The 12,750-nt window shown below is 64.2% G+C and carries 9 protein-coding genes and 1 pseudogene; 3 read left to right on the top strand and 7 right to left on the bottom strand.

Annotated elements, in window-relative coordinates; all coding sequences use genetic code 11:
- The first annotated feature begins 201 nt into the window (after nt 1-201).
- Nucleotides 202-1,368, top strand: a complete 1,167-nt coding sequence (locus X727_RS137980) for an MFS transporter (protein WP_031204741.1) — start codon at nt 202-204, stop codon at nt 1,366-1,368.
- 11 nt (nt 1,369-1,379) lie between these two features.
- On the opposite strand, the gene X727_RS1000000169240 is transcribed toward X727_RS137980, so the two are convergent.
- The 5 genes and pseudogenes from X727_RS1000000169240 to X727_RS137995 form a co-directional block, all read right to left on the bottom strand.
- A complete protein-coding gene (locus X727_RS1000000169240) occupies nt 1,380-2,078 on the bottom strand; it encodes a hypothetical protein (RefSeq protein WP_023835219.1) in 699 nt (232 codons plus the stop codon).
- Between the two features lie 52 nt (nt 2,079-2,130).
- A pseudogene (locus X727_RS1000000169235) lies at nt 2,131-2,742 on the bottom strand (MFS transporter); the annotation flags it as partial.
- A complete protein-coding gene (locus X727_RS137985) occupies nt 2,739-3,119 on the bottom strand; it encodes a hypothetical protein (protein ID WP_155923622.1) in 381 nt (126 codons plus the stop codon). The gene X727_RS137985 and the pseudogene X727_RS1000000169235, both read right to left, overlap by 4 nt.
- Before the next feature lie 8 nt (nt 3,120-3,127).
- Nucleotides 3,128-5,332: a TonB-dependent receptor gene (locus tag X727_RS137990; RefSeq protein ID WP_050591331.1), complete on the bottom strand. Its 2,205-nt coding sequence runs from the start codon at nt 5,330-5,332 to the stop codon at nt 3,128-3,130.
- Between the two features lie 284 nt (nt 5,333-5,616).
- Complete coding sequence (locus tag X727_RS137995; RefSeq protein WP_023684089.1) at nt 5,617-7,800, bottom strand: primosomal protein N'; 2,184 nt, start codon at nt 7,798-7,800, stop codon at nt 5,617-5,619.
- A gap of 90 nt (nt 7,801-7,890) precedes the next feature.
- On the opposite strand from X727_RS137995, the gene fsa reads away from it, so the two are divergent.
- On the top strand, nt 7,891-8,547 hold the full coding sequence (gene fsa, locus X727_RS138000) for a fructose-6-phosphate aldolase (protein WP_023684088.1): 657 nt from the start codon (nt 7,891-7,893) through the stop codon (nt 8,545-8,547).
- An 89-nt stretch (nt 8,548-8,636) separates the two neighbouring features.
- Here fsa and lptE read toward each other — a convergent pair whose 3' ends face one another.
- Nucleotides 8,637-9,233 (bottom strand): LPS assembly lipoprotein LptE, encoded by a 597-nt coding sequence (gene lptE, locus X727_RS138005; protein WP_023750361.1) that lies wholly within the window; start codon nt 9,231-9,233, stop codon nt 8,637-8,639.
- Nucleotides 9,220-11,862 carry a leucine--tRNA ligase gene (gene leuS / locus X727_RS138010; protein WP_031204737.1) on the bottom strand — a complete coding sequence of 881 codons (2,643 nt, stop codon included), beginning with the start codon at nt 11,860-11,862 and terminating at the stop codon, nt 9,220-9,222. The genes lptE and leuS overlap by 14 nt, the downstream gene beginning before the upstream one ends.
- A gap of 148 nt (nt 11,863-12,010) precedes the next feature.
- Between leuS and X727_RS138015 the strand changes: the two genes are divergently transcribed.
- On the top strand, nt 12,011-12,673 hold the full coding sequence (locus X727_RS138015; RefSeq protein WP_023745345.1) for a YggS family pyridoxal phosphate-dependent enzyme: 663 nt from the start codon (nt 12,011-12,013) through the stop codon (nt 12,671-12,673).
- Nucleotides 12,674-12,750: the final 77 nt, after the last annotated feature.

The raw sequence follows: 12,750 nt of genomic DNA, 5'->3' as shown, positions 1-12,750 counted from the left end.
AATTCCCAGCCATTCCATTCCCGCAGCAACGCGTTGAGTAACGGGCTTAATGCAGAGGAAGATTCTGGTCCTACTTGTTCCATGTGCATCTCGATAAATCCTAATAATACTGCAGATTACATCTATAAGTCGTCGTCTTTAAACATTTATGTTGATTAACTATTATAAACAAGAAATAAGCTTGGTCTTATGACGACCGGTATGAAAAATCGATCTTCGCTTCTGCGCCGCCTGGCGATCGCGGTCTCGGCAATCGGCTTCGGCCAGTCGGCCTTCGTATCGCTCGTTCCCCTGGTGATGGAGCGGCTGAGGCTCGACACGTTTGCCATCGGCGCGGCAACTGCTGTCGGCGCGGCGGCCTTTCTGGTCGGCTCGCCGCTGTGGGGTCGCATGGGCGAGCGGCTTGGCCATGCCAGGCTGCTGCGCTTGCTCGGCCTCGCCATGCTGGCCGGCCAGGCGGTGTTCGCCATTCTGCTGATAGCCGGCACGGGAGCCGCGCTGGGCATCGCTTTGCTGATGCTTTCGCGAACCGTGTACGGTTTTGCCGCGTCCGGCGTCATGCCGACGGCGCAGGTCTGGGCCAGCCGCTCGGCTGCCGATGACAGGCGACAGGCCGCGCTGGGACTGCTTGGCGCCGGCGTCAGCATGGGGCGGCTGGCCGGCGCGCTGGCGGCAACGGCTGCCGTCCTGTCGCCGCTGCTGCCGCCCATCCTGTTCCTGTTCAGCCCGCTGTTGCTGTGGCTCGCGCGGGGCAAAGGGGAAGCCGGCGGACGGACCGACGGCAGGGCGGCCGACGTTGGCCGTGGAATATCGCCCTTCGATCGCCGCGCTCTGCCTTGCCTGGCGATGGGCTTGTGCCTGACGCTCGGCTTCGGACAGGTGCAGATGATGCTCGGCCCGATGGCCCAGCAGCGTTTTGGCCTTGGTGCGACGCAGGCCACGACGGTGACCGGCCTGGCCCTGATGCTGGTCGCCATCGTCATGGTTCTGGTCCAGGGACTGCTCATGGCGCGCCTGCGGCTGGCGGAGCGCAACAGCGTCGTCGTCGGCTGTCTCATGGTTTGCGTCGGCATGACGGCGCTGGCCGTCACGGCCAGCCATGTTGCCTCGGCAGCGTCTCTGGTGGTGGCGGCGGCCGGCATTGCCCTGGCGACACCCGGCTACACCGCCTGGCTGATGAAGCGCCTGGAGCCCGGCGAGCAGGGCGCGGCGGCCGGCTGGCTCACCAGCACCCATGTGCTCGGCCAGAGCATCGGCGCATTGGCCGGCGGCTTTGCCTTCACGCTCTGGCCCTTTGCGCCGCTGGCCGACTGCGCGGCGCTGGCGCTGGCCGCTGCCTGTCTCGCTGCCATGGTTCGCAAGCGCTAGCCAAACCGCGCTCATTCGGCGAGCTCCGGCAATGGCGGCATCGGAGTACCCGGTTGGGCTTTTGCGGTATCGGCGAAATGGGCATTCAACATGCGATAGGTCGCCACCACGGCGATGCCCGACAGCACGGTCGCCAGGGTGAACAGCGCGGAGTAGCCGAGCATGTCGGCGAGGCGCCCGGCAAGCATGGAGCCGACGAGGTAGACGATAAGCTGGGCGCAGGACAGGATGGTGAAGTCGGTGCCCGGCTGGTCCGACGACGTCACGGCCATGAACAGGCTATAGAGCGCCACGATCTCCATGTAGCGCACCAGCGTCTGCAGGAACGAGGCGCCGAAGATCGGCCAGAAGCCGGCGATAGCGCCGAAAGCATGCAGTGCAAAGATCAGGAAGCAGATGGTGCGCAGCGCGCCGAGCAGGCCGAGCACCGAGGCGGCGCCCCTTTTGTGCAGCAGCCATGCCGCCAGCGCCGAGCCGCCGAGCCCGACGGTGAGCGCGGCGCCGCCCGAGAGATAACCGATGATGTCGAGCGGCACGCCGGCATCGACGAGATAGGAGCCTTCCATCGACTTCACCAGCCCCTCGCTGGCGCGGTAGATGAGCGCGATCCACAGGATCTGGCGTGCCTCGGGCCGGCGCAGGAAACGCAGGATCGAGGGGCGGTCGATGGCCGCCTGCAGCGCGCTGGCGACGGGATCGGTCTCGCGCATGGCGAAGGCNACGCAGGATCGAGGGGCGGTCGATGGCCGCCTGCAGCGCGCTGGCGACGGGATCGGTCTCGCGCATGGCGAAGGCAGCAAACAGCGGGATGACGGACAGCGCGGCCACCATGGCCACCATGGTTTGCCAGCCGGCATGATGATAAACCAACAGGCCGAGCGTGCCGCCGAGAACGACGCCGAGCGCGAAGGCGCCGCCCTGGATCGCATTGCCGATCGGCCTGTCCTTCGGGTCGAGATATTTGGCCGCGTAGCCGTCGGTGGCGATGTCCTGGGTCGACATCAACAGGCTCACGACAAGGCCGACGGCAAAGATACCGGCGACATCGGTCGGCTCGATCCAAAGCATGGCCGCGATGCCGGCGATGACGCCGATCTGGGTGATGATGACCCAGCCGGCGCGATGGGCGCGGGCCACTGGCCGAAAGTGATCGACCAGCGGCGCCCACAGGAATTTCAGCACCAGCGGCAGCATCAGCAGCGCCATCATGCCGATGGCGGTGCGCGACACGCCTTGCTCGCGCAGGATCGGCGGGATCGTCGCGGCAAACAGATAGCTCGGGATGGCCTGCGCCAGATAAAGGCAGGCGAGAACGACGAAAAGCCGCAGGCGCGAAAGCCCGGCGGGCGCCGGCCGGTCTGTGTCGCCGCTCATTTGACATAGTCCTTCGGTGCGTAACCGTTCAGGAAGGCGCCGGCCTCCGCCCGGCTGCGGGTGACGAGCACTGGAAAGCCGAACAGGCTTTGCCAGACGCGCTGCATGTTCTCGTCGGCGGCGGTGCGCACCAGTGCGCAGGCGCGACAGATCTTTTCGAGCTGCTCGCGTTCCGCCTTGTACCAGAGGTTTTGCGCCTTGCGCTGGGCGTCGCTCAGCGCGATCTCGATGCCGATATCGACCAGCAGCACGAACGGCTCTAGTTCCTGCGAAAGGCGGCCGAGCGCCTCGATATAGCGCGCGCCATCCGCCGGATCGGCGGGCGCTTCTGCCAGCAGCGAGACCAATGCACCGTTTCGTTGGAGAGACACCGCCATCGCCGCCCTCAGAATGTGATCTGGTAGGACAGAGCGACCGAACGCCCCAGCCCCGGAACGTCGGCGCCGCGCGTCGCCGATGCGGAAGGGTTGATGTAGTAGGTGTCGAACACATTGCGCACGGCAAGGTTCAGCACGCTTTCATTGGCGAACGTCTTCGATACGGCGAGATTGACCAGCGCAGCGCCGTCCAGGTCCTGGGTGGCGATGCGGTCGCGCCCGGAAAACAGCTCCAACTCGCTGCGCAGGGTCAGCTCGTTCTCGAAACGGGTGGTGAGATAGACCAGGCCCTTGTAGGTCGAGGGGATACGGTTGTTCGGCAGATACTCGTTAGCTTCGATGTGGCCGTCGTGATCCGCATCGTATTTGCCTTCGACATAGCCGACCGATCCGCCCAGCGTAAACATGCCGCTGAGATCTGCCTCGAGATTGGCTTCCACGCCCCAGATGCGTTCCTTCTGCTGCGATACCCGGTTGTTGACGATGTCGTAGCTGACGCCGTTGTCCGAGGTCGACAGATAGGCGCTGACGCCGCCGCGATAGTCGCCCCAGTCGCCGCGCAGACCGGCTTCCCAGGTGTTCACCAGCTGGGGTTCAGGCGCGATATCGGCATAGCTGATCGCGTAATCCGGCGCGTTGGTGCACGGCAGCAGCGGCCGGATGGCGGTGCCATAGGCGTCGCAGGTTTCGGCGTTGGAGTTCAACCCGGCCCGGCGGGTGAAGCCGCCAATGTCGGTCAGGCTGTAGCCTTGCGAGAAATTGCCGAAAAGCTGCATCCTTTCGGTCAGATCGTAGACGGCGCCGGCGTTGAAGGTGACGGCGTCGTAGTCGAACGAGCCGCCGGTCACCTGGATCGCCGGCAGGCCGATAATGTTCCGGCCTAGCAGAACGGCAGCGGCAGGCCGGGTGAAGTCTTCAACGTTGAGATAAAACTGGTCGTAGCGCGCGCCGCCGCTGATGCGAAAGCGATCCGTCACCGGAATTTCGCCCTGCGCAAACAAGGCGACCGAGTTCTGGGTCGTGGGCGAGATGGCGTCCTGGCCGTTGGTCAGCTGCTGATCGGTGGCATCGAAGACGTGGTCGGCGCCCCAGGTCAGCGTGCTGCCCTGAGTGATAAAGTCCATCGGAGTGTTGACGGTCAGGTTGACGCCGCTGCGCCGCGATTGCAGCGCCGTCTGGTTGAAGTCGGCGGTCGGGTCCGTACCCGGCGGCAGGATCACCGGCCGCGTCGGGTTCGTCGGTAAATACACCTGGCTGTTGACGGCCGAGAATTTGGTAAAGGGCGACTGCTTGAAGATGTCGTTGTAGAACGCCTTGACCTCGAGGTTTCCGAGCGCGAAGTCGCTGTCGGTGTATTTGGCGGTCAGATATTTCGAATCTTCCTTCAGCGGCTTGCCTTCATAGGGATCGCCGAAATCCGGGGAGACGGGATTGGTCGTGTAATCGGTGAACCAGTCCGGCTTCTGGTTGGCATAGGTCCAGTCGACGCTGGCCTCGAAGCGCCTGGAATCGAACTGGTAGCCGGCCACGCCGAACAGATTGCCCGTGCCGGTGCGGTCGCCGCCGCCTTGGCCAAGCATGGCGTCCGAAGCCACCTCGTTGCCGTGGCCGCCATAGGTGCGACGCGACAGATCGCCGGACGCCGAGAAGAAATAGTCGAAATCGCCTTTCTTGCCCTCGACCGAGACGCTGGTGCTGGGCCCGGCCGATTTGCCGGGATTCTCGGTGAAGGCGGTGACGCCGGTGCGCACTGTCACCTTCGGCTTGTCGCTATCGCCGCGCTTGGTGATGAAGTTGATCGTGCCGCCGGTGGCCCCGGCGCCATAAAGGCTGGACGCGCCATTGATGACTTCGATGCGCTCGACCGAATTCAGGTCGATCATCGACAGGATGCGTGAGACGTCCCGCAGCGGTGTGTTGCGCGGCACACCGTCGACCATGATGAGAACGCTGCGCCCGCGGAAGGTTTCCGAAGCGCCGGAAATGGTCTGGTTGCGTGGCGCGTAGCCGGGGACGATGCGGCTGATCAGGGTCGCGGCGTCGATATTTTCCTGCGTTGCTTCCTCGACCTGTTCCTGTTCCACGACCTGGACAGACTGGGCGACGCTGGAAATCGACCTTTCATTGCGGCCGGTGACCAGGATCTGGTCGAGCACGGTGGCTCCCTGCTGGTCTGTCGGAGCGGTTTCCTGGGCAAATGCCGCGCCTGCCATAATCGACGAACCCAAAGCCGATGACCAAAGAAGCGTACTGAAAAATCTGCGCATGCATGCTGTCCCCATCCATGCCCTGGTCCCCAGCGCCAGAGCGGAAAGGCCCAGTTATAATTCATGATAAAATGAGTCAACATTTATTTTGTGGCTTTTCAAATCAGGATTAGTCAGCGAACGGATGAGAGCCGGGTACATGAACGGCGCGCATTTTAGCCGGCACTAAGATGCTGAGTTTTCTTGACAAACGGCTTACGGGCGGCCGGCGGCGGCGTCAGCCTTTGTGCTTACAAGAAGCTCTGCGGATCGATGTCGACCTGCACGCGGACCGAGCCGCGCTGCTTCGGCCCTTCGGCCAGCATGGTTCGGATGAAGCCTTGGATGTCGGCGCGCTTTTCACCCTGGATCAGCAAACGGAAACGATGGCGCCCACCGAGCAGCGACAGCGGCGCCTCGGCCGGACCGAGCACGAACAGGTCGCTGGCCTGGGGTGCTGCACGGCGCAGGCCGCGCGCGTGGCCTTCGGCCTCGGCCCGCGTCACCGCACTGACGATGACGCCGGCAAGCCTGCCGAAGGGCGGCAGGGCTGCCCGTTCGCGCTCAGTGATCTCGCGTTCGTAAAAGGCCTCGGCATCGCCCGAGACGATCGCCCGCATCACCGGATGGTCCGGCTGGAAAGTCTGCAGCAGGCCGAGGCTCTTCTTGCCGGTGCGGCCGGCGCGGCCGGTCACCTGGCTGAGCAACTGGAAGGTGCGCTCAGCGGCGCGGGGATCGCCATTGGCGAGGCCGAGATCGGCATCGACGACACCGACCAGCGTCATGTTGGGAAAGTTATGGCCCTTGGCGACCAGCTGCGTGCCGATGACGATGTCGGCCTCGCCATTGGCAATGGCCTCGAGCTCCAGCCGCAGCCGGCGCACTCCACCCATCAAATCGGATGACAGGACGATCGTGCGCGCGTCGGGGAAATGCGCCACGACTTCTTCAGCTATCCGCTCGACGCCAGGCCCGCAGGCGACCAGATGGTCGAGCGTGCCGCATTCCGGGCAAGCCTCCGGCCGCTTCTCATTGTGCCCGCAATGATGGCAGACGAGTTGGCCGCGAAAGCGGTGCTCGACCAGCCAGGCCGAACAAACCGGGCAGCCGAAGCGGTGGCCGCAGACACGGCACAGCGTCAGCGGCGCATAGCCGCGCCGGTTGAGGAACAGCAGCGACTGCTCCTTCTTCTCCAGCGTACGTTGCATCTGGTCGATCAGCAGCGGCGACAGAAAGCCGCCGCGGGCCGGCGGCGCGCGCCGCATGTCGATCGTCTTGAGATCGGGAAGCGCGGCTTCGGCAAAGCGCGCCGACAGCACCGCCCTGCTGTAGCGGCCCTGCTGCGCATTGACCCGGCTTTCGACCGATGGCGTCGCCGACGCCAGCACCACCGGGAAGCCGCTGATATGGCCGCGCACCACCGCCATGTCGCGCGCATTGTAGAAGACGCGATCCTCCTGCTTGTAGGCGGGGTCGTGCTCCTCGTCGACGACGATCAGCCCGAGCTCGCGGAACGGCAGGAACAGCGCCGAACGCGCCCCGGCAACGACGCGCACGCCGCCTTCCGCCACCTGTCGCCAGACCTTTTCGCGCATTCGGGGCGGCAGGTCGGAATGCCATTCCGCCGGCTTGGCGCCGAAACGCTGCTGGAAGCGTTCGAGGAAGGCATGCGTCAGCGCGATCTCCGGCAGCAGGATCAACACCTGCCTGCCCTGGTCGAGGGCTGCCGCCACCGCCTCGAAATAAACTTCCGTCTTGCCCGAGCCGGTGACGCCGTCGAGCAGCGTGACGTTGAAAGCAGCGGCCGCGACATTGGCGCGCAGCATGGCGGCCGCGTCTGCCTGGTCCGGCATCAGCTCCGGCATGGCGTAGGAGGGATCGGGCGCGGCGACCACCGGTCGAGGCGGGATCATCACCGTCTCGAACACGCCTTGCGCCTTGAGTCCCTCGACCACCGTCGACGACACGCCCGCCGCGTGCGCCAGGCCGGATCGCGTCCAGGCAAGCCCCCCTTCCGCCGTCTCCAGCACGCGCGTCCTGGCATCCGTCATCCGGTCGGGCATGACGAGGGTCCGCTGCAGGCCCTCGATCCATGGTTCGGGATCGAACGCCTCCGGCGCGCGCAACAGCATGCGCGCCACCATGCCGGGCGGCGACAGCGTGTACTGCGCCACCCAGTCGACGAAGCGGCGCATGCCGCGGTCGATCGGCGGGCAGTCGAAGACCTGTTCGATCGGGCGCAGCTTTTTGGCGTCGATATTCTCGACCGCACCATCCCAGACGATGCCGGCAACCTGGCGCGGACCGAGCGGCACGCGCACGATCGAGCCCGGCACCACGCGCACGCCGGCAGGCACAGCGTAGGTGTAGGGCCGTTCGGCCGGCATCGGCACCAGCACCGGCGCGGCTGCGACAAAGGGCGAATCTTCGATCATCGGGCGTGACCTTGCCCCGACTTTGGTCTAGATCAAAGGGCAACCCGGAATGTGCATGGCATGCACATGGAAATCTTTCAGGAGACCCCCATGAAATTTTTTGTCGACACCGCTGACATCAAGGACATCAAGGAACTGAACGACCTGGGGCTGCTCGACGGCGTGACCACCAATCCCTCGCTGATCCTGAAATCCGGCGGCAAGATCGCCGAGGTCACCAAGCAGATCTGCGACATCGTCAAGGGCCCGGTTTCGGCCGAGGTCGTTGCGATCGAATACAAGGACATGATGGCCGAGGCCAACATCCTGGCCAAGATCGCCGACAATGTCTGCATCAAGGTGCCGCTGACGCTCGACGGCCTGCGCGCCTGCAAGACGATCCGCACCGAGATGAACCGCATGGTCAATGTAACGCTGTGCTTCTCGGCCAACCAGGCGCTGCTGGCGGCCAAGGCCGGCGCCTCGTTCATCTCGCCCTTCGTCGGCCGCGTCGACGATACCGGCGCGGACGGCATGGAACTGATCCAGGAGATCCGGCAGATCTACGACAATTACGATTTCGACACCGAGATCCTCGTCGCTTCGGTTCGCACCGTGAATCACGTCAAGCAGGCAGCCCTGATCGGCGCCGATGTCGTTACCGCGCCGGCCGCGACGCTGAAGGCGCTGGTCAAGCACCCGTTGACCGACAAGGGCCTGGATCAGTTCGCTGCCGACTGGGCCAAGACCGGCCAGAAGATCGGCTGAGATCGGTTCGATACAAACGAAAAAAGGCCGGGAAACCGGCCTTTTTGTTGCGGACTGCTAAAAGTCTAGTTGGCAGCGCCAGGGAATGCTCAGGCCTTCTTGCCGTGCCTGACCAAGTCCTGGGCGACCGACAGGCTCACCATTTCAGCCAGTTCACGCGCGGCGCGGTTCTCGGCGTCGAGCTGCGCCCGGTAGGAGGCGAACTCCTGCGTCGGCTTGTCGAAGGATGATGGGATCGACCGTTTGCCGGTTGCGATCACCACGCCGGTCCTGGCATCGGTCAGCACATAGTTTGCGGTCAGCGTCACCGTGCCTGCCGTCGGCTCGTCTTCGTCGGTCTGGATCTGCACCACCGCGGCCGATTCGACCAGTTCGGTGACGCCGAGATCGAGCATGTAGACCGGCGCCGGCGGCTCGCCGGCGCCTTGACCAAAGGCAAATATCAGATTGTTGCGGACCTGCTGGGCGTAGCGGGTCTTGACCGGCTTGACCGCGACCGACGCCAGTTCCGCTGAAGCGCTGAGCGTCGAGCCGGCCGTCAACGGCGCGCTGGAATAGAGCGGCCTGACCGTACAGGCCGAAACCAGCGCCATCGAAGCGACCATGCCGTACAGCGCTGCGCGGCGCAGCAAGCGCGTCGTCTTTTCCAGATCGGGCCCCATCCTTCTGAGGTCAAGCAACGACATTGACGATCCTCTGCGGCACGATGATCACCTTGCGGGGCGCCTTACCTTCCAGCGCTTTCTGCACGAAGTCGAGAGCCAGAACCGCTTTTTCGACCGCACCTTGGTCCGCGTCGCGGGCAATTGTCAAATCGCCGCGCTTCTTGCCGTTGACCTGGACCGGCAGCACGATCTCGTTGTCGACGACCAGCGCCGGATCATAGACCGGCCATGGCCGTTCGGCGACCAGATCGGTGCCGCCCAGCGTGTGCCAGCACTCTTCGGCCAAATGCGGCATGACCGGCGCGACCACATGCACAAGAATCTCCACCGCCTCGCGGCAGGCGCCTTTCAGCGCCGCGTCGGCCTTGCCCTCGGCGACGTCGTTGAGCGGCGCGGTCAAGGCATTGGCCAGTTCGTAGATGCGGGCGATGGCCCGGTTGAAGCCGAGCTTCTCGATATCCTCGCCGATAGCCTTCAGGATCTTGTGCGCGGCCTTGGAAACGGCGCCCGCCTCGCCCTCCGGCGCCGCCTGCGGCTTGGCGCCGTCAAGCGTCTCGGCGGCAATGGACACCAGGCGCCAGACACGCTGGATGAAGCGATGTGCGCCGGCGGCGCCATCGTCCGTCCACTCGACGTCGCGCTCGGGCGGCGAATCCGACAGCATGAACCAGCGTGCGGTGTCGGCGCCGTAGCCGTCGGTGATGTCTTCCGGGCTTACCGTATTCTTCTTCGACTTCGACATCTTTTCGAGCGAGCCGATCGCCGCCTCTTCGCCGGTGGCGATCTCGATGGCGCGGCGCTTGCCGCCGACATCCTCGATCCTGACCTCAGCCGGCGACAGCCAGCGGCCATTGCTCGACGCACCGCCGACGCGGTAGGTCTCATGCACCACCATGCCTTGCGTGAACAGGCCCTTGAACGGCTCGGCCAGGTCGAGATGCCCGGTCGCGCGCATGGCGCGGGTGAAGAAGCGCGAATAGAGCAGATGGAGGATCGCGTGCTCGATGCCGCCAATATACTGGTCGACGGCCAGCCAGTCATCGGCAGCCTTCGGCTCCGTCGGCTCATTGGCCCAGGGCGCTGTAAAGCGCGCGAAATACCAGGACGAATCGACGAACGTGTCCATCGTGTCGGTCTCGCGGCGCGCATCCTTGCCGCATTGCGGACACTTCACATGCCGCCAGGTCGGGTGGCGGTCGAGCGGATTGCCGGGACGGTCGAACTCGATGTCGTCGGGCAGCTTGACCGGCAGGTCGGCTTTCGGCACCGGAACCACGCCGCAATCCTCGCAATGGATCATGGGGATCGGACAGCCCCAGTAGCGCTGGCGCGAAATGCCCCAGTCGCGCAAGCGGAAGTTCACCTTGCGCTCCGCCATTGGCCGCCCGCCTATGGTTTTCTGCTCCAGGAGCTTTGCCACCTCGTCGAACGCCTGCTCCGGCTTCATGCCGTCGAGGAAACGCGAATTGATCATCACGCCGTCATCGACATAGGCGTCTTCCGTGACCTGGAAGGTTTTGGCGTCGGCATCTTCCGGCATCACCACCGGGATCACCGGCAGGCCGTATCTGTTGGCGAAATCGAGGTCGCGCTGGTCGCCCGACGGGCAGCCGAATATGGCGCCGGTGCCGTATTCCATCAAAACGAAATTCGCGACGTAGACCGGCAGGGTCCACGAGTCGTCGAACGGATGCACGACGCGGATGCCGGTGTCGAAACCTTTCTTCTCGGCCGTCTCCAGTGCGGCCACCGACGTGCCCATATGTCTGATTTCTTCGATGAACTTGGCCAGTTCGACATTGCTCTCGGCGGCCTTCCTGGCCAGCGGATGATCGGCGGCGACCGCCATGAAGGAGGCGCCGAAAATGGTGTCGGGCCTGGTCGTGTAGACTTCCAGCTCGCTCGTGTCGCCACCAATCTTGCTAGAACTTGGCTCTGCCAGCGGCCAGCGGACCAGCAGCCCTTCCGAGCGGCCGATCCAGTTCTGCTGCATCAGCTTGACCTTTTCCGGCCACTCGCCGAGACCGTTCAGCGAATCCAGCAAGTCCTGCGCGTAATCGGTGATCTTGAAGAACCACTGCGTCAACTCACGCTGTTCGACCAGCGCGCCCGAGCGCCAGCCGCGCCCGTCGATGACCTGCTCGTTGGCGAGCACCGTCATATCCTCCGGGTCCCAGTTGACCTTGGAGGATTTGCGCGTCACCAGCCCCTTCTCGACGAAATCGAGGAACAGCATCTGCTGGCGGTGGTAATAGTCGACGTCGCAGGTGGCGAACTCGCGCGCCCAGTCCAGCGACAGGCCCATCATCTTGAGCTGCTCGCGCATGGCGGCGATGTTGGCGTAGGTCCATTCCTTGGGATGGACCTTGTTCTGCATCGCCGCGTTTTCGGCCGGCATGCCGAAAGCGTCCCAGCCCATCGGGTGCAGCACGTTGAAACCCTTGGCCCGCTTGTAGCGCGCCACCACGTCGCCCATCGTGTAGTTGCGGGTGTGGCCGATATGGATCTTCCCCGAGGGATAGGGGAACATCTCCAGCACGTAGTATTTCGGCTTCGGATCGTCGTTATGCGCTTCGAACAGCTTCTTTTCGGCCCAGGCCTTCTGCCATTTGGGCTCTGACGCGCGCGGATTGTATCGTTCGGTTGCCATCGGATGATTTTCACTTAAAAGCAGGCGCAGACCGCCGGACAAGGCCCGGTGGCCGAGGTAAATGTCGTCGCGGTGTTCACCATGGATTGCCGGACCCGTCAACTGCGGCGAGCCGGCCAAGACGATTAAAGACAGGCAGGATATGGGCATGGCCAGCGCCGTCGAACAGTTTTTCGCCGTCAAGACGAGGATCGCTGCCGCCGAGCGCGAGGCCGGCCGTGACGCCGGTTCGGTGACGCTGGTTGCGGTGTCGAAGACTTTTGAGACCGACGTCATCCGCCCGGTCATCGAGGCTGGCCAGCGCGTCTTCGGCGAAAACCGCGTGCAGGAAGCGCAAGGCAAATGGCCGGCCTTGAAAGCGGAATTCCCTAATATCGAACTGCATCTGATCGGCCCGCTGCAGTCGAACAAGGCGAGGGAAGCCGTCGCTCTCGCCGACGTCATCGAGACCGTCGACCGCGAAAAGCTCGCCGCCGAGCTCGCCAAGGAAATCGTGCGCCAGGGCCGCACGCCAAAGCTTTATGTCCAGGTCAATACCGGTTCGGAGCCGCAAAAGGCCGGCATCGAGCCGCGCGACGCCGTCGCCTTCGTCGCCCGCTGCCGCGATGTCCATGGCCTCGCCATCGAAGGCCTGATGTGCATCCCGCCGGCCGACGAAAACCCCGGCCCGCATTTCGCCTTGCTGGAAAAGCTCGGCAAAGAGGCCGGAGTCGCAAAACTGTCGATGGGCATGTCCGGCGACTTCGAGACCGCCATAGCCTTCGGCGCCACCAGCGTCCGCGTCGGCTCGGCGATTTTCGGCGGCCGATAAACCTCGGTGATCTCGCCGCCCTAACAGTAGCATTGTTGCTGCATCGCTGCAGCGATGCTATATCTAGCCAAGCTAGC

Origin of the sequence: Mesorhizobium sp. L103C105A0, from assembly GCF_000502215.1 — a bacterium.
Lineage (GTDB): Bacteria > Pseudomonadota > Alphaproteobacteria > Rhizobiales > Rhizobiaceae > Mesorhizobium.
Note: the sequence above shows the minus strand (reverse complement) of the source record. Positions and strands in the feature narration are given on the sequence as shown.

Excerpts from the sequence above, each read along its gene's own strand:
- X727_RS137995 (WP_023684089.1), bottom strand. The coding sequence starts at position 7,800 with ATGATCGAAGATTCGCCCTTTGTCGCAGCCGCGCCGGTGCTGGTGCCG.
- X727_RS137980 (WP_031204741.1), top strand. The coding sequence starts at position 202 with ATGAAAAATCGATCTTCGCTTCTGCGCCGCCTGGCGATCGCGGTCTCG.
- X727_RS138015 (WP_023745345.1), top strand. The coding sequence starts at position 12,011 with ATGGCCAGCGCCGTCGAACAGTTTTTCGCCGTCAAGACGAGGATCGCT.
- lptE (WP_023750361.1), bottom strand. The coding sequence starts at position 9,233 with ATGTCGTTGCTTGACCTCAGAAGGATGGGGCCCGATCTGGAAAAGACG.
- leuS (WP_031204737.1), bottom strand. The coding sequence starts at position 11,862 with ATGGCAACCGAACGATACAATCCGCGCGCGTCAGAGCCCAAATGGCAG.
- X727_RS137990 (WP_050591331.1), bottom strand. The coding sequence starts at position 5,332 with ATGGCAGGCGCGGCATTTGCCCAGGAAACCGCTCCGACAGACCAGCAG.
- X727_RS1000000169240 (WP_023835219.1), bottom strand. The coding sequence starts at position 2,078 with ATGCGCGAGACCGATCCCGTCGCCAGCGCGCTGCAGGCGGCCATCGAC.
- X727_RS137985 (WP_155923622.1), bottom strand. The coding sequence starts at position 3,119 with ATGGCGGTGTCTCTCCAACGAAACGGTGCATTGGTCTCGCTGCTGGCA.
- fsa (WP_023684088.1), top strand. The coding sequence starts at position 7,891 with ATGAAATTTTTTGTCGACACCGCTGACATCAAGGACATCAAGGAACTG.